Raw genomic sequence first — 22019 nt, 5'->3', positions numbered from 1 at the left:
CCTGCGCACAACCGGTAGTGCCGGCCGCTGGCCGGCAACGTCGCGGTGCTTCCGACGTTCATGAGGTTGCCGGCCAGCGGCCGGCACTACCGAGCCATCGTGCGGTTCATGCAGCGGTAGATCCACGCCATGCGTGGCTGATGTTCCGCGCACGCGACCCCAGCCGACATCGCGCCCAGCCGGTACAATCACCGCTCTGTTTCCCCCAACGCACCGGAGCGACCCATGTCCCGCCAGATCATCAACACCGAAAAGGCTCCCGCCGCCATCGGCCCGTACTCGCAGGCCGTGCGCGCCGGCAACACCGTGTACTTCTCTGGCCAGATCCCGCTCGACCCGGCCACCGGCGACATCGTCGGCGCTGGCGACGTCGAAGCGCAGGCCCGTCGCGCCTTCGACAACCTCAAGGCGGTGGCCGAAGCGGCTGGCGGCTCGCTGGACAAGGTCGTGCGCCTGGGCCTGTACCTGACCGATCTGGGCGAGTTCGCCAAGGTCAATGCGGTCATGCAGGACTACTTCCAGGCTCCGTACCCGGCCCGTTCCACCATCGAAGTCTCGGGCCTGCCGAAGGGCGCCAACTTCGAGGTCGACGCGGTGATGGTCATCGACTGACCGCCACGTGGCACGCAAGGCGGCGGTCACCCCGGTCCTGTCACCGTCCGGCGAAGCATCCCTGGCGATGCTCGCTGGCGTGGGCCCGGCCGTGGCCGCCAAACTGCAGGCGCGTGGCCTGGCCACCCTGCAGGATCTCTGGCTGCACCTGCCGCTGCGCTATGAAGACCGCACCCGGCTGACCCGCATCGAGGACCTGCGCAACGGCGTTCCGGCGCAGGTGGAAGTACGGGTGGTCGCGGTCGAGCGCGGCATGCGCTACCGGCCGATGCTGAAGGTGGCGGTGGAAGATGAAGGGCAGGGCACGCTGGTGCTGCGCTTCTTCCACTTCCGCCAGCAGCAGGTCGGCCAGTTCGCGGTCGGCAACCGGCTGCGCTGCTTCGGCACGCCCAAGCCGGGCCATCTGGGCCTGGAAATCGTCCACCCCAGCTACCAGGTGCTGGGCCGCAACGACGATCCCGAACTCGGCGATCGCCTCGACCCGGTGTATCCCACCGTCGAAGGCGTCGGCCCGATGACCATGCGCAAACTGATCGGCCAGGCGCTGGACCGGCTGCCCGAGGAAAGCACGCTGGAACTGCTGCCCAGCGGCTGGCTTGATGGCCTCGGCCTGCCGTCGCTGCGCAGCGCGCTGCTGACCGTGCACCGGCCGCCACCGGATGCCGATCTGGCCGCGCTGGCCGGCGGCACGCACCCCGCGCAGCGCCGCCTGGCGATGGAAGAACTGCTGGCCCACCACCTCAGCCTGCGTCGCCAGCGCATCGCGTTGCAGGCGCACCATGCACCGCCGTTGGCCGGTCCGGGCAAGCTGGCCAAGGCGCTGCTGAAGCAGCTGCCGTTCGCGCTGACCGGCGCACAGACGCGCGTGTTCAAGCAGATCCGCGAAGACCTCGCCCGCCCCAGCCCGATGCTGCGGCTGGTGCAGGGCGACGTCGGTTCGGGCAAGACCGTGGTCGCCGCGCTGGCTGCCATGCTGGCGGTGGAACAGGGCAAGCAGGTCGCGTTGGCCGCGCCCACCGAGCTGCTGGCCGAACAACATCTCAACAACCTGCGCGGCTGGCTGGAACCGTTGGGCGTGCGCATCGCGTGGCTGGCCGGCAAGGTCACCGGCAAGGCGCGCGCCAAGGTGATGGAACAGGTTGCCAGCGGCGAAGCGCAGGTGGTGGTCGGCACCCACGCGCTGATGCAGGAGGCGGTGGTGTTCCAGGACCTGGCCCTGGCCATCGTCGACGAGCAGCACCGCTTCGGCGTGCATCAGCGGTTGGCCCTGCGCGACAAGGGCGCAGGTGGCAACAGCGTGCCGCACCAGCTGGTGATGACCGCCACGCCGATTCCGCGCACGCTGGCGATGTCCGAGTACGCAGACCTGGATGTCTCGGCCATCGACGAACTGCCGCCGGGGCGTACCCCGGTGCAGACCGTGGCGCTGAACAACGACCGCCGCCCGGAGCTGATCGAGCGCATCGCCTTGGCCTGCCAGGAAGGCCGGCAGGTGTACTGGGTGTGCACGCTCATCGAGGAAAGCGAAGAACTGGATGCCACGCCGGCGCAGGCCACCTACGAATCGCTGCAGGCGCTGCTGCCGGGCGTGCGTGTGGGCCTGGTGCATGGCCGCCTGAAGGCTGCGGAGAAGCTGGCGACGATGGTGGCGTTCAAGGCCGGCGAGATCGACCTGCTGGTCGCGACCACGGTCATTGAAGTGGGCGTGGACGTACCGAATGCCTCGCTGATGGTGATCGAGAACGCCGAGCGCCTCGGCTTGGCCCAGCTGCACCAGCTGCGCGGCCGCGTGGGCCGTGGTTCGGCGGTGTCGCGCTGCGTGCTGCTGTACCAGGCGCCGCTTTCGCAGATGGCGCGCGAGCGGTTGCAGACCATGCGCGAAACCAACGATGGCTTCGTCATCGCCGAAAAGGATCTGGAACTGCGCGGCCCCGGCGAACTGCTGGGTACGCGGCAGACCGGCCTGGCCGGCTTCCGCATTGCCGACCTGGCCCGCGACGCCGGCCTGCTGCCCGGCGTGCACGACCTGGCCGAACGGCTGCTGGCCCAGCAACCGGCGCTGGCCGACCGCGTGGTGCAGCGCTGGATCGGCACCGCCGTGCGTTACGCCTCGGCGTAAGGCTCGGGGTCGGATTCCTATGCGCAGCAAAGGGCTCTGACCCCATTCCCGGCATGCTCATCCACGCATTGCATGGATCTACTGTAGAGCCGAGCCTGCGCTCGGCTGCCGTTCGCGCTGCGCGCGGGAGTCGAGCATGGCTCGACGCTACAGAAAGTCTTTTCGATCATTTCCATGTTCATCCACGCATTGCCTGGATGTGTCGACCAAGGTCGACACCCGCCAACAGCCGCGGAAACCTTCGAAGGCGGGGTGGGTCCGGTTGCGGGGGTGTCCGCAGCATGGATGCCGCGGCCAAGCCTACAGGGACGTACTTGCGGCGTCCCCCGCAACCGGATCCACCCCGCCATCCCCCTGGAAACCAGCTTCTGCCGTTGCTCTGGCGTGTGCCGTTGATTCGGCGGGTGCAGGGCGCCGCCCTGCCAGAACCCCCGTACTTGCAACGGTCATCATCCCGGTCCACACTTCGTTGCCGATCTGAAGACGGCAACGATGACCCACAAGATCCCCCTGTTGATCGACACCGACCCCGGTGTGGACGACGCCCTGGCCCTGCTGATGGCCTTTGCCGATGAACGGCATGACGTGGTCGCCCTGACCATCGCCGCCGGCAATGTCGGCCTTGAATACACCGTCCGCAACGCCCTCAAGCTCTGCGACATCGTCGGCCGCACCGACGTGCCGGTGTTCGCCGGCAGCCCGGATCCGCTGTTGCATCCCTCCGTCGACGCCGCCCACGTGCATGGCCGTGATGGCTATGGTGACGTGGACCTGCCGCCGCCCAGCCGCCAGGCCGAGGCCGAGCATGCCGCGCTGGCCATCCTGCGCCTGTCGCACGAACACGCCGGCGAACTGATGCTGGTGATGCTCGGCCCGCTGACCAACCTGGCGCTGGCGCTGAAGCTGGACCCGACCCTGCCCCAGCGCATCAAGCGCATCGTGGTGATGGGCGGGGCGGTCACCTGCCACGGCAACATCACCCCGGCGGCCGAATTCAACATCGCCTTCGACCCGGAAGCGGCGCACGTGGTGTTCACCTCGTTCAAGCACCTGCTGGTGTCGGACTGGGAGGCCACCGTCGCCCACGGCCTGCCGCTGGAGCAGGCCGAGCAGTGGCTGCAGGCCGATTCCGATCGCGCCCGCTTCTACGAGCTGATCTCGCGCAAGACCCGCGCGCTGTCGGAAGACGCCAAGGGCGGCCGCTGGTACACCGCCGATGCCGTGGCCATGGCTTGGGCGCTGAACCCGGAAGGGCAGCTGCAGGTTGAATCGCGGCCGCTGAACGTGGAACTGAACGGTACGTTCAGCCGCGGCGCCACCATCGTCGACTGGAACCGCCAGACCGGCCAGCCGGACAACTGCGATCTGCTGATGGCCTACGACCAGGGGCGTTTCGAGGCCCTGGTGCGCCAGGCCCTGGGCGCCGACTGACGTCGATCTGCCGGCACCGGTTGCCCCAGGCGGCAACCGGTGCTTATAATGCCGCTCTTGACCACCAGCCCATTTACGGTGTGAGCCCATGAAGGCCGATATCCATCCGAACTACCGCGACGTCGTCTTCCATGACGTCACCTCCGATTTCAAGATCCTGACCCGCTCGACCATGGCGACGAAGGAAACCATCCAGTGGGAAGACGGCAACGAATACCCGCTGGTCAAGGTTGAAATTTCCTCGGCTTCGCACCCGTTCTACACGGGCAAGCACAAGGTCATCGACACCTCGGGCCGTATCGACAAGTTCCAGAAGCGCTACGCGCGCTGATCTGTCGATCCCGCTTGGAACCGACGGCCGCGCTCTGCGCGGCCGTTTGTTTTTCCCCAACGCCTGCCCAACGGGCGTTTGGATGGACGGAACACTGCGTCCGTGTGACAGCGCTTTTGCCGATCCGGGCCGCTCGACGGCCGGGTTCTGGCCGCCTGTCGTCTACGACTTCTGTCTAGCGCCGGGCAAATGCTGCTGTGCGATAATGGCGTGATCCACGACACAGGTCGTGGACGTCATTCACGTGCCTGACCAATGCGCTTGGGCAGGCGCCTTCCCATGAAGGAGCGCACACAGTGTCCGATCTTGATCAGGTCACGCTCAACGCCGGCGATAAGTCGGTCGTTCTGCCCGTCATCAAACCCACCCTTGGCAACGACTGCGTCGACATCGCGAAGCTGACCAAGGAAACGGGGTATTTCACCTACGATTCCGGCTTCACCGCGACGGCCAGCTGCAAGTCCGCCATCACCTACATCGACGGCGACAAGGGCGTGCTGCTGTACCGCGGCTACCCGATCGAGCAGCTGTCGGAAAAGTCGAGCTACGTCGAAGTGGCCTACCTGCTGATCAACGGCGAGCGCCCGAGCGCCGAGCAGCTGAAGGCCTTCACCGATGAGCTGACCGCCGAAGCCAACGTCGACGATTCGGTCAACGCCCTGATCGCCAGCTTCGCCAAGGATGCCCACCCGATGGCCATCCTCGCAGCCGCCATCGCGCAGCTGTCGGCCATCTACCACGACTCGCTGGACCTGTCCGACGCCGAACAGCGCCGCCAGGCCGCCGTGCGCCTGATCGCCAAGGTGCCGACCCTGTCGGCGCTGATCTACCGCCACGGCAAGGGCCTGCCGGCCAACAAGCCGGACACCTCGCTGGACTACGTCAGCCGCTTCCTGAAGCAGACCTTCGAGTCGGCTGACGGCCAGTACGATCTGAACCCGGACGTGGTCAAGGCGCTGGACCTGCTGTTCATCCTGCACGCCGACCACGAGCAGAACGCCTCGACCTCGACCGTGCGCCTGGTCGGCTCGACCGGTGCCAACCCGTACGCGTCGGTTGCCGCTGGCGTCACCGCGCTGTGGGGTCCGGCCCACGGCGGTGCCAACGAAGCCGTGCTGAAGATGCTGGAAGAGATCGGCACTGCCGACAACGTCGAGTCCGCCGTGGTCAAGGCCAAGGACAAGACCTCCGGCTTCCGCCTGATGGGCTTCGGTCACCGCGTCTACAAGAACTTCGACCCGCGCGCCAAGGTCATCGGCGAGATGACCAGCAAGGTGCTCAAGCAGCTGGGCGTGCAGGATCCGCTGCTGGACGTGGCCGTGAAGCTGGAACAGGCCGCGCTGCAGGACGAGTACTTTGTTGCCCGCAAGCTGTACCCGAACGTCGATTTCTACAGCGGCATCATCTACAAGGCGCTGCAGATCCCGACCGAGATGTTCACCGTCATGTTCGCCCTGGGCCGTACCTCCGGCTGGGTGTCGCATTGGCTGGAACAGCAGGTCGACCCGGAAATGAAGATTGGCCGTCCGCGCCAGGTCTACACCGGCAGCGACGTGCGCGACTACCAGGGCTGATCGGCCCGCGTAGGTTGTGCTGAAAACGCCCCGCAGTTGCGGGGCGTTTTTTTGTGCTGTGAACCCTGCGTCACGTGCATCGCGCCGGATCTCGCGTGCCACACTACGCAGCCCATCATGGCGGCTGTCAGACGTCGTTGTCGTTGCAGCTGCGCCGCAATCACCAGAATGCAGACAGGCGTGCCAACAGATGAATGATGCGACCATTGACGTTCTGGAGCGGAGCTTCATACGCGCACGGCAGCGTGCTTCGGAAGCTGCGGTGTCTCCTCGCTTCAAGGGGCTCCATCCAGAGCAGGCGCGCCGGGCGCATTACTTCTCAGAGCTTGTGGATGACATCGCCAACCTTGGTCTATCCAATCCCTATGAGCGATCTGCACTGGGCCTGGAACCCGTGCACCCGATTCCCCCGCCAGGATCGATCGCGAGCTGGAGAAGCTTGGTGGCCCGGTCCTGCCATTGAAGGAGGCCGGCATGTCGCTGGTTTCCCTGCCGATGGTGGCCGTGGCGGCACCGGAGTCCGACGCGGCCATGCTGCATCGTTGGGCGGGCGGTCGAGTCGCATTGCATCTGCTGGATCCGCTGTATGGGTTCGTTTTCCTGCGCGAGAACAACCGCTACCGCAATCACTGTCTCGCGATTGATTTCTGGAGTTCGCGTTTGGCCACCATGCCTCCCGAAATACGGGCAGCGCTATGGGAAAACCGTGCCGACAATCTGCTTTCTGGTGGTGCATTGGCCGGCCGGCTGCTGTTCGGCAATCTCGTTCCGGCAGAGCCTGATGCGATCAAGCGCAGCGAGGTGGCAGAGCTCGTTGTACGAAGCCCGGCGCAGCTGACCGAGGTCGTGCACGCTCTGCAGGAGGGTGCAAGGGCCATCAACGGCGTACAACTGTGGTTCCGGGGACAAGGGCAGGATTACCGTGTGCCTGACAGGACCGCTCTGTTCCGACGCGGGCTGGTGCCTTTCTCGAACATCCGTGAATCGAGCCTGGTGCCGTCACTGTTCCGGCGCTTTGACTCTCATCTGGAGTCCTTCGCGAGCTACGAGAGCCTGCTCCGTGGCATATCGGCATGGGTGGAGGCCTCCAAGGCCCTGCTGCCGGATGACGAGCAGCTGAGGTCGGCATTCAACAAGCAGCAGCGCCATGCCAACGCCGCCGAGGGTCTGACCTCCTACCAGCGCGGACTGATGCTGCAGCAGTACGGCGCTCCGACGTCCTACCTGGACATCACGCGCGATGTGCGGATCGCTGCCTGGTTTGCTACCCACGACTGTACCGCCGGTGATGATGGCAGGCTGACCTACACCGCCAAGCGCTGGGATGGCGACGGTTCCCACACCTGGCCAACGATTTTCGTGTTTCCCCTGGTCGAAGGAGAGCATCCCTTCCTGGACCTGTCATCGATGCTTTCGGACAAGACCGCGCTCCGCCCGCATCGACAGTCGTGCGGACTGCTGGGGGGCGGGCAACCTCGCCAGGAACTACTGCGCACGCTACGTCGGGCTCAAGCTGCGGCTGCATCCCGACTTCCGCCTGGACAACCCGTTCCCTGCGTCCTACCTGTTCCCGGACGAGCAGGAAGATCAGGCGCTTTCCCTGCTCAGGTCGTTGAATCCTGCACCGCAGGGAAGTACCTATCCGCTGACGTACGTGGCTGCCGCCTGATGCGAGTTCCTCGTGCGAGAGGCCAGGACTGACCTTTCCTGCTCAATGAGGAAAGTTGCAATCGCTGGATGAGGAAAATTGCATAATCGCGAAACATTGAACGGCCTCAAGGATCCTCCTTAACATTCGACATTTTAGGAATGCTTGAATGGTCTGCATGCCATTGCCTTCCTAACATTCTCTCCGTCGCCCGCATTCATTCCCGCGGGTGGCGCTTCCTCCCACTGGATTGCGGAGGGAGCCTTCCTGTTCCCCCTGTCCGAGAGAGACACCCATGCAGATCTTCAAGAAGGCCGCGCTGGCTGCAGCGCTGGTCACCGCTTCGCTGTCGGCGAATGCCGCCGAAACCCACATCACCGTCTTGGCCGATGTCGACCCGACCCTGGCCCTGCTGCAGGCCGATGGCAGCCCGCTGCCGGATGCGATCAAGATGGTCCACAAGCCGGGAGCTGGTCTTGATGCATGGTCGCGGCAGGTGCGCATCTATTCCAACGACATCGACAAGGACATCGAAGTCCGCCTGATCAACGAACCGGTGCTGATCGGCAATGCGCCGGGTACGCCGTCGGTGCCGCTGAAGGTCAGCCTGAACACCCGCGAGCTGGGCTTGGCTGCCACCGACTACCTCGCTGCTGACCTGTTCGACGGCGCGCTGCCGGGCGCTTCGGTCGCCATGCCGCTGGAGATCGCGCAGAAGACCCCAGGCGCAATCACCGTGGCTGACAGCTTCCAGGGCATGGTCAGCATCGCCATGAAGCAGAAGACCGCCAGCCCGTAAGTTCCGCCCCGCGCCGGCCCGCTTGCTGGGCCGGCCGCTTCTGGTTGCCCCCATGAATGCTACCGCCCCCGCCGTTACCCGGCTGGCGCTCGCGCTCGCCCTGTCGCTGGCCACACCCCTGGTCGCAGCGCGCGGTGTTCCCGCCGGCTTCGAGGATCTGGTTGAAGGCCAGACCGAGCAGCTGGACGTGCGCCTGTTCGGCCGTTCGACCGGGCTGATGCCCGTGCGCGTCACCCTCGACCACGTGCAGCTGGAAGCGCCCGCCGAGGCGCTGCAGGCGCTGCAACTGCCGGCCGAGGCACAGGCGGCGCTGCTGCCGGCGCTGTCGCAGCCGCTGCCGCGCAACAGCCACCTGGCCTGCCGCTACGGCGGTGCCGCCGCCGGCTGCGGCTATCTCGATCCCCCGGAGGACCCCACCGCCGTGCGCGCACTGTATGACGAGGGCGAGGGCGCGGTGCGCCTGTTCGTCGCCCGCCAATGGATTCCCGGCGAGCCGGCCGCGCAGCGCCACCACCAGGTCAGCACCAACGCCGAGAACGCCTTCCTGCACCAGCAGACGGTCAACCTCAGTGGCGGCCGCGATTACCAGGCGTTGGCCGCGCAGGGTGCGGGCGTACTTGGGGTGTTCGAACGTGGCCATGTCTCGGCCAACTGGACCTTCAGCCACCAGCGCTACCGCAACCAGCGCACGCGGCACGAGTTCCAGCTCGACAACGCCTACTACCGGCACGACATCGGTCCGGAGCATTACCTGCAGGCCGGGCGCATGGACCGCCGCAACCTGTCCAGCCCGCAGGGCGGCACCTTCAGTTTCAGCATGCTGCCGCTGGACCGCTTCCAGGGCCTGCGCATCGGCACCACCCAGGCCTACGTGGACAGTGAAGCGGCCGTGCAGGCCACGCCACTGACCGTGCTGCTGGCGCGCGATGCACGCGTGGATGCCTTCGATGGCCAGCGCCTGCTGCAGACCTACTACCTGCAGGCCGGCATCAACCAGATCGATACGCGCCGGTTCCCGTTCGGCAACTACACCGTCACCCTGCGCGTCTACGAAGACGGCGTGCTGGTACGCAGCGAAGAAGCGCCCTTCGACAAGGGCGGCGACTGGGCCGACAGCAGCGTGCAGTGGTTCATGCAGGGCGGCCGCCGCAGCGAGCGCCGCAGCGACCAGTTCGATGGCGAGATGGCCGCCATGGCCGGTGTACGCGTGCCGCTGGGCCGCAGCGCCACCGTCACCGCTGGCGTGGCCGACCTGGCGGGCTTCAGCTATGGCGAACTGCGCGTGGACCTGCGCCGGGTGTTCGCCACGCAGGAGATCCGCGCCAGCTTCAGCGGCATGCAGGGCAGTGATGGCAGCCGCGGGCAGCAGCACCAGCTGTCCTACCGCCGCCATGCGTCCTGGAACCTGTACCAGCAGCGCATGCGCGGCAAGGCCTGCGAGTTCCGCGACGATGCCCGCGACCAGCTCGGCTGCGCCGATTCGCTCAGCGCCTCGGTGGCGCTGCCGGTGGCCGGTGGCCATGCCTACCTGGCCTATACCCGGCGCCAGACCTGGCGGCAGGGCGTGGGCATACCCGGCGATATCGACGATCCGCTGTACGGCCTGGACCCGTTGCTGCCGCCGTGGGCGCCGCGTCCCAGCCGCGAACCGCAGCTCAGCCGTACCTGGCAGGCCAGCTACAACCGCAGTGAACGCTGGGGCGACTTCAGCGCCTCCACGCGCGTGGGCGTGTGGCGGCAGCACAACGACGGCAGCCTGCGCAGCAGCCGCGACCGTGGCGTGTTCCTCACCCTTGCCCTCACCCGCCTGCAGCAGGGCGAGCGCGGCACCGCGCAGCGCCGCTACGGGCTGGACCTGCGCCAGCCGCAGCACCAGCGCCCGGATGTGACCTACAGCGTGGCGCAGAGCCTGCGCCAGGATCACGACGACCAGTTCCGCGAACTGTCCGCCGAACTGCGCGGCAACAACAGCGACCGCTACAGCGCCACGCTCAGCGGGCAGCTGCAGAACCGCATCGGCCACACCGGCGCCACTGTGTCGCACTACCAGCAGCGCGGGCGCGATGAGCTGGCCTACAGCGCCACCCACAGTTCCGGCGTGGCGCTCGGTTCGCGCGGCCTGTACTGGGGCGGTGGCCTGGGCGCCGATGCAGGCCTGGCCGTGCAGGTGGATGGCACCGACGACCTGGAACTGACCGGCGTGGCCGCCGAATTGCAGGTGGGCGGCCTGCGCCGCCAGCGCCTGAAGCTGGGTGATCGCCGCCTGCTGCCGGTGTCGGCGTACCAGTCGCATCGTGCCGAAGTACAGGATGCCAGCGCGCTGGACAGCATCGCCTCCATCCGCGTGACCGGCGTGGGCGGCGCGCGCCCACTGTTCCTGTCGCCCGGCAAGCTGCTGCGCATGCCGGTACCGATTGAAGTGACCTACACCTTCATCGGCAATGCGCACGACCTGGCCGGCACGCCGCTGCGCGGTGCCCGCATCCTCAACGCACCGGTGCCGGGCACCGGCAGCAACGGCGGCTTCGTGGCCGACTTCCCGCGCCGCGAAGCGGTGCTGTACCTGCTGCAGGACGACCGCCTGCTGCAATGCCCGCTGCAGGTGCGCGAACGCCGTCAGGTGGTGCTGCTGGTGGGTGCCGTGCAGTGCGAGCCGCTGAACGTGGCGCAGCTGCCGGCGGACATCCGCCAGCAGGCGCGGGTGACGCGTCTGCTGCAGGAAAAGGCGCTGATTGCCAGCAGTCAGCAGGCTGCCGCGGGAGGTGCGCGATGAGCCGGCGGCTGTGGTGGTGGCTGGTGCTGTTCAGTGCGCTGGTGCTGGTGGTGCCGCAGGCGATGGCACAGCGGCCACCGGAAACGCATCCGACCGATGAGCATCGCGACATCGTGATGAGTTGGGATCGGTCTGCGATGCCGGGGGACATCGTGTTGATGCCACCGCGCACGCTGTTGGCGTACGACCATGTGGATCTGGGCAAGCGCTACGGCGAACTGCATCTGACGTGTGTTTCGGATAGCAGCGCGGAGAGGGGGCGGTGCCCGGTGGAGGGGATTAGAGATCCTGATCTGGGACTTAGAAACATCGCTCTCACTTTTGTCGAACAGCGCAGCCAGATGCGGACGGACCTGAATGTTCGCGGAGGCCTGGAGAGAGCACTTAATAATCGTGCCTGCATGGGGGACTTCTGGCAACTGGGAATCATGGCGCCGTGGTCGACCCACGTGACTGGCTGCCCCGGCGCAAACGCCGCGGGAATCGGTGCTCAGCTTGCACTTGAGATGCCGGAAATAGGGAAACTTGTCGCCGGCATCTGGACCGCAACGCTCGAACTCCGCGCGAACACCCCCGACACCCGCAACCTCGCCACGTATACCTACCGTTTCGAACTCACGATCACCGACTACGACGCGGTCTCCATCTACCTGCCTGAATTCCAGGAAGCCGCCCCCACTGTAGGCCTCAATCTCAGCTACGACCCCATTGCCCGAACGGTCGGTGGCCGCGCGCACCTGGACATGTGCCTGTACGACGGCCTCGGTTCGCAGAGTGAGTACCTGGGGGTCACCGTGCGCGACAGCGGCACGCGCCCTCCCGGTCCCACTGGCTATTCGGTGTGGCACACCGCCGGCGCCGGCGGTGACAGCCAACGCATGGACTACACCGTCACCCTCGACCACAACGGCGCGCGTATTCCCATGCGCAACGGGGTGGAAGAACAACTGCGCAACATCGATACGGCGCGCCTGCGCCTGGTGATGTTGCCCGGAATGTCGCAGCCGGTGTTCTGCGTGCCCACGCCGCTCACCCTCGATACCCCACGCGTACCCATCGACGAGAAACGCTCTGGTGCCTACCAGGGTGATCTGAAGGTCGAACTGCGCCTGCCTACCTCCCGCCCGTGAAGTCGATGGAACCCACTATGCATCCCGTCTTGTCCTGCCTGTTCGCCTGCGCGCTGTTGCTTGCCGTCGCGCCCGCCCACGCCAACCTCACCGTGCATCCGATGCGCACCTCGGTCGAGGCCCGGAAGGGGGCGCAGATCCGCGTGTACTCGCAATCCACCACGGCGCAGTACGTGCAAACCTCGATTCGCCGCATTGACGATCCGGCCGCCCCCGACGAGCAGGAAATCGAGATCGAGCCGGCCGACGCTGCCATTGCCATCACCCCGGGCAAGTTCGCCCTGGCCGGGGGCGGCAATCGCCTGATCCGGGTCATTCCGTTGCAGCCGGTGGAGAAGGAAACCGCCTACCGCGTGTACTTCGAAGGTGTGCGCGGTCCCGATGACGCCGAGCCGGACAATCCGGCTACCCGCGCTGCCGTGGGCATGAGCTTGATCTGGGGGCGCTGGTGAACGTGGTGCCGGCCAACGGGCATGTAGACGTGCGCGTGCAGGGCGACAGCCTGGTCAATGCCGGAACCCTGCGCGTGGGCCTGACCAGCGTGGCCGACTGCGATGCGGCCGGCGCCTGCACCGCTCATGACGTCTCACGCAGCCTGTACCCCGGTGCATCCCTGCAATTGCCCTTTACCCCGAAGCCCGGCCATCGCCTGCAGCTGCGCTATCGGTTGACCCGCGATGGCTATCGCGAACACGTGCAGGCCCTCGCGCTCTGAAGCGCTCGACCCGTCTCGGCAGTGCGCTGCGACGGGCTTCTTTTCCCTTGTTTGTTAAGGAAAAACCATGAACAGAATCTATCGTCGTATCTGGTGCACTGCGCGGCAGTGCTGGGTCGTTGCAAGTGAACTTGCACGTGCTCGCGGAGCAATGGCTACGTCACGCAGCGCATTGGCCGTGGCGTTGATATCAGCAGCGCTGCCGCTCGCCGCATCTGCCAACGATGCTGACGTGCAGGATGAAATCTGGAGCGCGCCCCTATGGGAACTCATCAACCCGTTCACGCGCTCCACTGCAGATACCTTCGAAGCGCGCACACTGGGTGTCATCCGCGGCGATGTCTACGGCAATACCAGTGCGAGTAACTGGAGCCTGGTGACGGCAGCGGAAACCATGGCGCTAGGTGGGGAGGCCGGCGCGCACGGCTACGGCAGCTTCGCCGCTGGCATCAAAAGCAGGGCCAACGGTGCGTACTCTGTAACGGTGGGGAACTTCGCAAATACACATGGCAGCCACAGCACGGCCGTGGGATATGGTGCTGAAGTTCTAGGTGGGGGCTACGGCACTGCGCTGGGGGCAACTGCCCGCGCCGAAGGCATTGGCGCCACGGCGCTGGGCAACAATGCGCGTGCCTACTCCCAGAACTCGATTGCGGTGGGCAGTGGCGCAGGAACCGTGAACAGCACCGCCGGTGTCTCTCGTGTCGCCATCGGTGGCGATGCATTCGCGGGAACTGCCGGGTACTCAGGGGCGGTCGCCTTGGGCGGAAACGCTCGCGCTGAGTACAACGGCGTCGCCGTGGGTCATCATGCCAAAGCATTGGCGATCGGAAGCGTCGCGTTGGGACTGAACTCGGAGGCGACCGAATCAAATTCGGTATCTGTGGGTAACAGCAGCACGAAGCGCAGAGTCGTCAACGTGGCAGACGCCCGTCTGTCCACCACCAGTACTGATGCAGTAACCGGCAAGCAGCTCCATGCCACCAACCAGAACGTCACCACCGCGACCAATACGGCCAATGCCGCGAAGACCGCTGCCGAACAGGCACTGGTCAACACGCGACTGGTCACCCAGACCTCGGCCAGCAGCGCCGTACGCGTGGGCGGTGACAACACTGGCACGCAACTGGACATCCGCAACAGGTCCAATGCCAACCGCAAGCTGACCGGCGTGGCCGATGCCACCCTCAGCACCACCAGCACTGAAGCGGTAACGGGCAAGCAACTGCATGCCACCAACACCGCAGTGACCACGGCGCAGACCACCGCCACCGCGGCAAAGACCGCAGCGGATAACGCACTGGGGCAGGTGACCACGGTGGCCGGTCTGGTCGGGCAGGTCTCCGCCACCGGCAATGTGCGCCTGGGTGCGCAGAACACCGGCACCGTGCTGGATGTATCCAACAAAAATGGCGCCGCACGTCGTATCAGCAACGTGGCCAATGCCACGCTCGGTGCATCCAGCACCGATGCCGTGACTGGTCAGCAGCTGCATGCCACCAACTCGGCGGTGACCACCGCGCAGACCACCGCAACCGCCGCGAAGACGACCGCAGACACTGCCCTCGGACAGGTGACCACCGTGGCCGGTCTGGTCGGTCAGGTGTCCGCCACGGGCAATGTGCGCCTGGGTGCGCAGAATACTGGCACCGTGCTCGATGTAGCCAACAAGAATGGCGCCGCACGTCGTATCAGCAATGTGGCCAACGCCACGCTCAGTGCATCCAGCACCGATGCCGTGACTGGTCAGCAGCTGCATGCCACCAACACGGCGGTGACCACCGCGCAGACCACCGCAACCGCCGCGAAGACGACCGCAGACAATGCCCTCGGTCAGGTGACCACCGTGGCCGGTCTGGTCGGGCAGGTTTCAGCCAGCGGGCAGGTTCGCCTGGGCGCCGAGAACACCGGCACTGTACTGGACGTGTCCAACAAGAACGGCGCGCGCCGCCGCATCCAGAACATCGCCAACGGCATCCTGGGCGCATCGAGCACCGACGCGGTAACGGGTCAGCAGCTGTTTGCCACCAACGTGCGCTTGAGCACGGTCGAGGTGCGAAACGATGCCCAGGATCTGCAACTGGTGGATCACGCAGATCGTCTGGCTGACCATCGCGTGGATCTGGACCGCCTGCGCGCCGACTTCGATGGCTTCGAACCGGATCTGGAAGGCGTGGTGAAGTTCAATGCTGACCGGACCCTCGTGGACCTCGAGGGTGCAGTGGTGAAGGGTGTTGGTCCGGGAGATATCAGCTCGGCTGCCAGTACGGACGCAGTGAACGGTGGGCAGTTGTTTGCCACCAATGCCCGGATCGAGCAGATGGAGCAGGGCAGTCGCTTCCTGCAGGTTGGCTACGACGAGTTCAGCGAGGATGCGTCGGCTGGGTGGTTGGGTGTCGCCATCGGTGATTCCGCAGAGTCGTCACCGACTGGTGAAGGTGGCACCGCTGTGGGGAGCTTCTCGAAGGCGCTTGGTATTAACTCGGTGGCGTTGGGGCGCGCTTCTTGGGTGGTTGAAGGCGCCACAGAGGGCTTTGCGCTGGGTGCAAGTTCGCATGTCCAGGCGAGTGGTGGCGTCGCACTTGGCGCTAGGTCTGTAGTGGAAGCGGGAGCAGATGGATCTGTCGCACTCGGCCACGCCTCAATCGCTGATGAGATGAATACGGTTTCTGTTGGGACAAAGGGACGGCAGCGTCGAATCGTCAACGTAGATCGCGGCCACGCAGAGAATGACGTAGTTACAGTTGCACAACTCAGAGAATCTCTGGCAACCCTTGGCGGCGGTGCCAGCCTCGACGCCGGTGGCAACATAATCGCGCCCACGTATGCGATCCAAGGTGGCAACCACAACACCGTCGGCGATGCGCTGACCGCGCTGGATGGTGCGGTGGTCGTGACCGATGCACGGATCGGCTCGTTGGAAGGCAAGATGCACTCGACATTCCAGGACACCACGATCCGTGCTGATGGCTTGAACCAAGTAACGCTGTCCGGCGCACAGGGGGCGGTGCTGACCAATCTGGCAGATGGTCGAATCGCGGCCGGCAGTCGTGATGCTGTGACGGGTAGCCAGTTGCACGATGCCAAGCAGGAGATCGCCCGCAATCGCAGCGATCTGGATGCACTGCGCGGATCTCAGGTGACTAACAACGATCTTGCACGCTTGTCTGCGGCTGAGACAGGGAACGTAATTGACTTCGGCGGCGCGACACTGACTGGTGTGGCGGATGGCGAGCTGTCCGCAGGGAGCAAGGATGTTGTGAATGGCCGGCAGCTGTATGCCACCAACCAGCGCATGGATGGCCTTGAGCAGGGAAGCCGCTTCGTGAAGGTCGGCTACGACGATCTGAGCATTGATGCTTCGGCGGGCTGGCTGGGTGTGGCTATTGGTGATTCTGCGGAATCCTCGCCAACAGGTGAGGGTGGCACTGCGGTTGGTAGCTTCTCGAAGGCACTCGGCATTAATTCCGTTGCGTTGGGGCGGGCGGCGTACGTCACAGCAGCCGGGGTTGAGGGCTTTGCGTTGGGTTCAAGCTCGCATGTTCAGACCGCCGGGGGCATCGCACTCGGCGCCCGATCAGTCGTACACGCGAACGCAACCAACAGCGTTGCGCTCGGCTACAACTCATATGCTGATGCCGCAGACACGATCTCCATCGGCCGTTCGGGCTACGAGCGTCGCATCGTCAATCTTGCGCGCGGCAGAGGCAGCAACGATGCCGTAAATGTCACCCAGCTCAACGCCACCCTCGCCACCCTAGGCGGCGGCGCTCACATCGACAGCAACGGCAACATCATCGGCCCGCGCTTCACTGTCCAGGGCCAGCAGCAGTCCACGCTCAACGATGCCCTGCAGTCGCTTGATGGCGCTGTCACCACCCAGGGCTCGCGCGTGGACAAGGTGGAAACCCAGCTCCGTTCCGTCTTCCAGGACACCACCACCCGCAGCGACGGCCTGAACCAGCTCACCCTGGCCGGTGCACAGGGCATGGTCATCTCCAACGTGGCCAACGGCGTGGTCGCTGCCGGCAGCCGCGATGCGGTCAACGGCGGCCAGCTGCACGACGTGCAGCAGCAGCTCAACGGCCGCATGGACGGGCTGGAACAGCGCATCGACGGCCAGCCGCAGGCGCGCGTTGCCGCCAGCGCCGCCGGTGCACCCGAGGCACCCACGCCGCCGGCCGAAACGCCGACCGTGGCTGATACCGGCAAGGCACCCAACGCCACGCCGGAATCCCCGAAAGAGCCGACTCCGCAGGTTGATACCGCCGACCTGGAAAAGATGCTCGCCCTCGCCAACGAGTACAGCGATGGCATCTCGCGCGAGGTGGATCGTCGCCTGGACAAGATGGACAAGCGCTTCAACCGCATGGCGGCGATGAGCAGCGCGCAGAGTGCGATGGCGATGAACACCGCTGGCCTGAACACCTACAACCGCCTGGGTGCGGGCGTGGGCTACAGCGATGGCGAATCGGCCATGGCGGTCGGTTACCAGCGCGTGCTCAACGAAAAGGGCTCAGCCACCTTCAGCCTCAATGGCGCGTTCACCAACAGTGGCGAACGCACCGTGGGCGTGGGTGTGGGCATCGGCTGGTAAGCCATGACGCCCCGGCGTGGTGCGCGTAACAAGCCCCGCCGCGCCGGGGCACTGGCCGAGGAGATGGCAATGTACCGGTTCATGAGCCGCTTTATCAGCTACCGTAGCTACTACCTGTGGCGTGCGCGCTTTCGCTACTACACCCGGCATCTGGATCGATGGTCGCTGTTGAGCGCGTCGTGCGTGGCCGGCGTGGTGCTGGTGCTCTGGTACTACGCACGGGTGGTCGGTCTGCCGCCACCGCGCGTGCATCCGGATGTGGTGGCCGTGCGTGTGGAGAGTGTCTCGCACGAGGCGATCCATCGCATCGTGCTGGTCCGCCATGGCAATGGCAGCGGCGGCGATCCCTTCGCGACGCCGGAAGCAGTGCGCGATGGCACGCTGCGCGCGATACGTGTGCGCCAGGTGCTGCAGAGCGAGATGCTCTGGAAGCTGAAGGCCAACCTGCTCGCAGATGTTGCCGAGTACATCGATGCAACGGACGGCTGCTTCCCTTATGACTGCAACCGGGTGCTGCATCACCTGCAACTGCTGCGCCGGGCCGAGGCGGAGAACAGGGCGATCACCGTCGGCCTGCAGGCGATCCTGGAGGTGCCGCTGGACAGGATGCCCGACCTCAGCGGTGGCGAGCGGGTACGCGTACGCAGCCCATGGTCCGATGGGTTCGGTGACACGCATGACCAGCTCTGGCTGCTGGGCGAGCTGCAAAGGATGCACGCGCGGATGATGCTGGAGTACCCACATCGCGCAGCGGCGCCATGGATGGCGCGTGTTCTGCACGGCGATGCACTGGACCCGCACCTGCTCTGGTAACGCAGCGGGAAGCGCCGGGCAGGGCCCGGCGCGGTGTCATCCCCCGATGTACGCGGTGATCTCGGCGTCGGCCAACACCTGCCGCAACTGCGCGGCGGACGCGCGGCGCATCGGCTTCTCGTCCACCGGCGACAGGGGCGCCTGACGCAGGGCGTCATACGGCAGCACGGCCAGATCGAAAGTCAGCTCTTCGGCACTGAACACCCACACCGGTACGTCGAGGCTGCGCTCGCGGTCCATGCGCAGCCGCCGCACCCGCGATTCGGCAGGGATGCCATGCTCGTCCAGGAAGCGGTGCACGGCCTCCGGGTCATCGCTGTGCAGGTGCAGTTGCACGGGGCTGTTGGCGTCGGCAGTGCCGTCCAGCACCGGGCCGGCCAGCCGTGGCGCGAAGCCATGCAGGAACTCCAGCGCCCGCATCGCGGCTTCGCGGCGGCGCTGCAGTTCGTTGCCGTGCTGGGGCCCGGAGAACAGCCGCTGGTATTCGCGCAGGGCGTCTTCGATCTCGGTATTGCGCGGCAGGGAGGCATCGTCGTGGATGCCGAGCCGGCTGGCGGCCTTCAACTTGGCCTGGTGGTAGTCGCGGATGCCGCCTTCGGCCATCAGGCGGGCGGCTTCGTGTGCGAGGCGGTGGCGCCGCTCGCGGGTCTGGCTGGCAGCATGCTGGCGTGCGCGATGCATGCGATGACTCCTGTTGCGACCTGGCTGCAGACTAGCGCAAGGATGTGACATCTGCGTGGGTATGACGGATGTTGCTGCTCTGGCAGGTGCCGACCTTGGTCGGCACAGGGCGCCAACCAAGGTTGGCTGCTACCGGACAACGGCAGCGCCGACCCAGATTGGCACCCCCATACCTGCCCCTTAGAAGATATCGAACGCGGCGGCGTCGGCCTGCGGGGTGTTGAGGTTCAGGTCGTAGTCGGTCAGGCGGTCCATGTCCTCCACCTTCACCCACTCGGTGGCACCGTTGAGGGTGGCCTGGACCATGCCGCTGGGCGGGTCATTCTGCGCAATCGGGGTGTCCTTCAGCGCGGTGCGCATGTAGTCGATCCAGATCGGCAGGGCAGCCTTGCCACCGTATTCGCGGTAGCCCAGCGAACGGAAGTCGTCGCGGCCCACCCACACGGTGGTCACATACGGGCCGCCGAAACCGGAGAACCAGGCGTCGCGATGGTCGTTGGTGGAGCCGGTCTTGCCGCCCACGTCCTCGCGGCCGAGCACCTTGGCCTGCACGCCGGTACCGCGCTGGACCACGTCGCGCATCATCGACACCAGCTGGTAGGCGGTGCGGGCGTCGATCGCGCGCGGGGCGGTGCGGGCATCCGGGTTGGCCGGCGCTGCCGGGGGTTCGGGCTTGGCTTCGGCCTTGGCCACCGCGGCCGGGTCCACCTTCGGCGCCGGAGCGCCGAAGTTGAAGCCGTCCACTACCTGGTTGATCGGCTGGTCGCTGCTGCCGGCGCAATCGCGGCAGGCCATCGCCGGGTTTTCCTTGAACACCAGGTTGCCGTCGCGGTCGTTCACCTGGTCGATCAGCCAGCTGTCCACGCGCGAGCCGCCGTTGGCGAACACGGCATAGCCACGCGCCACCGACAGCGGGGTCAGCGAGGCGGTGCCCAGCGACATCGACAGGTTCGGCGGCAGCTCCGATTCGGCAAAACCAAACTCGCTGATGTACTTGCGCGCGTAGTCCACGCCCATGCCATCGAGCAGGCGTACCGAGACCAGGTTGCGCGACTGCACCAGCGCCTCGCGCAGGCGCATCGGGCCGCGGAAACCGCCGCCGTCGTTCTGCGGCGCCCAGGTCTTGCCGCGGCGGTCGCGGAACACCACCGGGGCGTCGAGCACGATCGAGGCCGGGTTGTAGCCCTTGTCGAAGGCCGCCGCGTAGACGAACGGCTTGAAGCTCGAGCCCGGCTGGCGACGGGCCTGGGTGGCGCGGTTGAACTTGTTGCCGGAGAAGCTGAAGCCACCCACCAGCGCCTTCAGCGCGCCGCTGTGGGCATCCAGCGAGACCAGCGCGGACTGGCCGCGCGGAATCTGGTCCAGCAGCCACTCGCCTTCCTTGGCACCGGCGCGCACGCGCACGATGTCGCCGCGCTGCACCAGCTTGCCCGGGGTCTTGTTGGTCCACTTGGCGGCACCGGCCGGCAGCACCACTTCGCTGCGGTTGGCCAGCACCACCGTGGCGCTGCCGTCGGCGCCGGTGCTGGCGACGATCGCCGGCAACAGCCCGGCCTGGCTGGACAGGCCGCGCAGGTGCTCGGCCAGGGCGGCGGCATCGTCGCCAGCGCCCAGCGGCACCTGTTTTTCCACGCCATGCCAGCCGTGGCGGTGGTCGTACAGCAGCAGGCCGTCGCGTACGGCCAGGTTGGCCGCGGTCTGAAGGGTGGAATCGATGGTGGTGGTGACGTGGTAGCCCTTGTTGACCACGTCGCCGCCGAAGCGGGCGATCATTTCCTGGCGCACCAGCTCGGCCACGTAGGGGGCGTCCACCTGCACCGGCGGTTCATGCGCACTGGCATGCATCGGCACAGCCTTGGCCGCGTCGGCCTCGGCCTGGGTGACGAACTTCAGGTCGGCCATGCGCTGCAGCACATAGTTGTCGCGGCGCTGGCGGGCACGTTCCGGGTTGGAGATCGGGTTGCCCGAGGAGGGGAACTTCGGGATGCCGGCCAGCGAGGCCATCTCATCCAGATTCAGTTCGCCCAGCTTCTTGCCGTAATAGAACTCGGCGGCGGCCGCCACGCCATAGGCGCGGTTGCCGAAGAAGCTCTTGTTCAGGTACAGCTCGAAGATCTCGTCCTTGCTCAGCTCGGACTCGATCTTGCGCGCCAGCAGGATCTCGGCCAGCTTGCGGGTATAGCTGTACTCGGAGCTGAGGAAGAACTGGCGGGCCACCTGCTGGGTGATGGTGGAGCCGCCGGGCACGCGCTTGTCGTTGGTGGTGGCCAGCAGCCACACCGCGCGGGCGATGCCCTTGTAGTCCACGCCGCCATGCTCGTAGAAGCGGGCGTCCTCGGTGGCCAGGAAGGCCTGCTTCAGCTTCTCCGGCACGTCCTTCATGGTGATGGGGGTGCGCCGGGTCTCGCCGAACACCGCCATCAGCTTGCCGTCGGCAGCGTAGACGTACATCGGCTCCTGCATTTCCACGTCGCGCAGGGTCTGCACGTCGGGAAGCTTGGAGGACACGGCGTAATACAGACCGCCCACAGCGGCCGCGCCGATCAGCGCCAGGACCAGGACAATCAGGAAGATCCAGCGCAGCCAGCGGCGGAGTCGAGTCATCGGGTTCAGATTCCGATTGCGAATTTCGTGGTCGCAGAGTATAGATTACGCAAGGTGGCGGCTGGGGTCGGCACCGGGGAACGCAAGGGGAATTGCCAGGGGCTGCATCGTGAATCCGTGAGGGATTTCACAGCAGGGCGGTTGTCATTTGCTAAGAATACGTTATTAATGCGCGGACGCAGCTCTTGCGTC

Annotated in this window: 13 protein-coding genes and 1 pseudogene; 12 read left to right on the top strand and 2 right to left on the bottom strand. The window is 66.0% G+C overall.

The genetic code is table 11. The annotated features are described in order from the left end of the window. Positions 1-225: 225 nt before the first annotated feature. From N4G47_RS15545 to N4G47_RS15490, 12 genes and pseudogenes are all read left to right on the top strand, one after another. On the top strand, positions 226-612 hold the full coding sequence (locus tag N4G47_RS15545; protein WP_005410875.1) for a RidA family protein: 387 nt from the start codon (positions 226-228) through the stop codon (positions 610-612). A 7-nt stretch (positions 613-619) separates the two neighbouring features. Next, positions 620-2731: an ATP-dependent DNA helicase RecG gene (gene recG, locus N4G47_RS15540; protein ID WP_475288467.1), complete on the top strand. Its 2112-nt coding sequence runs from the start codon at positions 620-622 to the stop codon at positions 2729-2731. 492 nt (positions 2732-3223) lie between these two features. After that, positions 3224-4162 carry a nucleoside hydrolase gene (locus N4G47_RS15535; RefSeq protein ID WP_475288464.1) on the top strand — a complete coding sequence of 313 codons (939 nt, stop codon included), beginning with the start codon at positions 3224-3226 and terminating at the stop codon, positions 4160-4162. A gap of 88 nt (positions 4163-4250) precedes the next feature. Beyond that, positions 4251-4493, top strand: coding sequence for a type B 50S ribosomal protein L31 (locus tag N4G47_RS15530; RefSeq protein ID WP_005410871.1), 243 nt, complete (start codon positions 4251-4253; stop codon positions 4491-4493). 296 nt (positions 4494-4789) lie between these two features. Next, the gene (locus N4G47_RS15525) at positions 4790-6067 is read left to right on the top strand and encodes a citrate synthase (RefSeq protein ID WP_475288460.1); all 1278 of its coding nucleotides are present in this window, start codon (positions 4790-4792) and stop codon (positions 6065-6067) included. 474 nt (positions 6068-6541) lie between these two features. Further along, positions 6542-7768, top strand: coding sequence for an FRG domain-containing protein (locus tag N4G47_RS15520; RefSeq protein ID WP_475288456.1), 1227 nt, complete (start codon positions 6542-6544; stop codon positions 7766-7768). A 242-nt stretch (positions 7769-8010) separates the two neighbouring features. Further along, on the top strand, positions 8011-8514 hold the full coding sequence (locus tag N4G47_RS15515; RefSeq protein WP_475288454.1) for a CS1 type fimbrial major subunit: 504 nt from the start codon (positions 8011-8013) through the stop codon (positions 8512-8514). A gap of 52 nt (positions 8515-8566) precedes the next feature. Then, positions 8567-11287 (top strand): TcfC E-set like domain-containing protein, encoded by a 2721-nt coding sequence (locus tag N4G47_RS15510; RefSeq protein WP_475288451.1) that lies wholly within the window; start codon positions 8567-8569, stop codon positions 11285-11287. Continuing rightward, positions 11284-12417, top strand: coding sequence for a CfaE/CblD family pilus tip adhesin (locus N4G47_RS15505; RefSeq protein ID WP_475288447.1), 1134 nt, complete (start codon positions 11284-11286; stop codon positions 12415-12417). The genes N4G47_RS15510 and N4G47_RS15505 overlap by 4 nt, the downstream gene beginning before the upstream one ends. A 17-nt stretch (positions 12418-12434) precedes the next feature. Beyond that, positions 12435-13132 (top strand): annotated as a pseudogene (locus N4G47_RS15500) (pilus assembly protein). A gap of 67 nt (positions 13133-13199) precedes the next feature. Then, positions 13200-17729: an ESPR-type extended signal peptide-containing protein gene (locus tag N4G47_RS15495; RefSeq protein ID WP_475288443.1), complete on the top strand. Its 4530-nt coding sequence runs from the start codon at positions 13200-13202 to the stop codon at positions 17727-17729. A gap of 69 nt (positions 17730-17798) precedes the next feature. Beyond that, positions 17799-18542, top strand: a complete 744-nt coding sequence (locus N4G47_RS15490; RefSeq protein ID WP_475288441.1) for a hypothetical protein — start codon at positions 17799-17801, stop codon at positions 18540-18542. A gap of 36 nt (positions 18543-18578) precedes the next feature. Here the strand turns inward: N4G47_RS15490 and N4G47_RS15485 are convergent, their stop codons facing one another. Together N4G47_RS15485 and N4G47_RS15480 are read right to left on the bottom strand one after the other, a co-directional pair. Continuing rightward, the gene (locus tag N4G47_RS15485) at positions 18579-19223 is read right to left on the bottom strand and encodes a hypothetical protein (RefSeq protein WP_475288439.1); all 645 of its coding nucleotides are present in this window, start codon (positions 19221-19223) and stop codon (positions 18579-18581) included. Between the two features lie 180 nt (positions 19224-19403). Further along, entirely contained in the window at positions 19404-21827 is a 2424-nt protein-coding gene (locus N4G47_RS15480; protein ID WP_475288437.1) for a penicillin-binding protein 1A, read from the bottom strand. Between the last annotated feature and the right edge of the window lie 192 nt (positions 21828-22019).

The sequence above is a fragment of the Stenotrophomonas sp. GSD10 genome, assembly GCF_056172695.1.
Note: the sequence above shows the minus strand (reverse complement) of the source record. Positions and strands in the feature narration are given on the sequence as shown.

Excerpts from the sequence above, each read along its gene's own strand:
- N4G47_RS15490 (WP_475288441.1), top strand. The coding sequence starts at position 17,799 with ATGTACCGGTTCATGAGCCGCTTTATCAGCTACCGTAGCTACTACCTG.
- N4G47_RS15535 (WP_475288464.1), top strand. The coding sequence starts at position 3,224 with ATGACCCACAAGATCCCCCTGTTGATCGACACCGACCCCGGTGTGGAC.
- N4G47_RS15545 (WP_005410875.1), top strand. The coding sequence starts at position 226 with ATGTCCCGCCAGATCATCAACACCGAAAAGGCTCCCGCCGCCATCGGC.
- N4G47_RS15520 (WP_475288456.1), top strand. The coding sequence starts at position 6,542 with ATGTCGCTGGTTTCCCTGCCGATGGTGGCCGTGGCGGCACCGGAGTCC.
- N4G47_RS15480 (WP_475288437.1), bottom strand. The coding sequence starts at position 21,827 with ATGACTCGACTCCGCCGCTGGCTGCGCTGGATCTTCCTGATTGTCCTG.
- N4G47_RS15510 (WP_475288451.1), top strand. The coding sequence starts at position 8,567 with ATGAATGCTACCGCCCCCGCCGTTACCCGGCTGGCGCTCGCGCTCGCC.
- N4G47_RS15485 (WP_475288439.1), bottom strand. The coding sequence starts at position 19,223 with ATGCATCGCGCACGCCAGCATGCTGCCAGCCAGACCCGCGAGCGGCGC.
- N4G47_RS15495 (WP_475288443.1), top strand. The coding sequence starts at position 13,200 with ATGAACAGAATCTATCGTCGTATCTGGTGCACTGCGCGGCAGTGCTGG.
- N4G47_RS15505 (WP_475288447.1), top strand. The coding sequence starts at position 11,284 with ATGAGCCGGCGGCTGTGGTGGTGGCTGGTGCTGTTCAGTGCGCTGGTG.
- N4G47_RS15515 (WP_475288454.1), top strand. The coding sequence starts at position 8,011 with ATGCAGATCTTCAAGAAGGCCGCGCTGGCTGCAGCGCTGGTCACCGCT.
- N4G47_RS15530 (WP_005410871.1), top strand. The coding sequence starts at position 4,251 with ATGAAGGCCGATATCCATCCGAACTACCGCGACGTCGTCTTCCATGAC.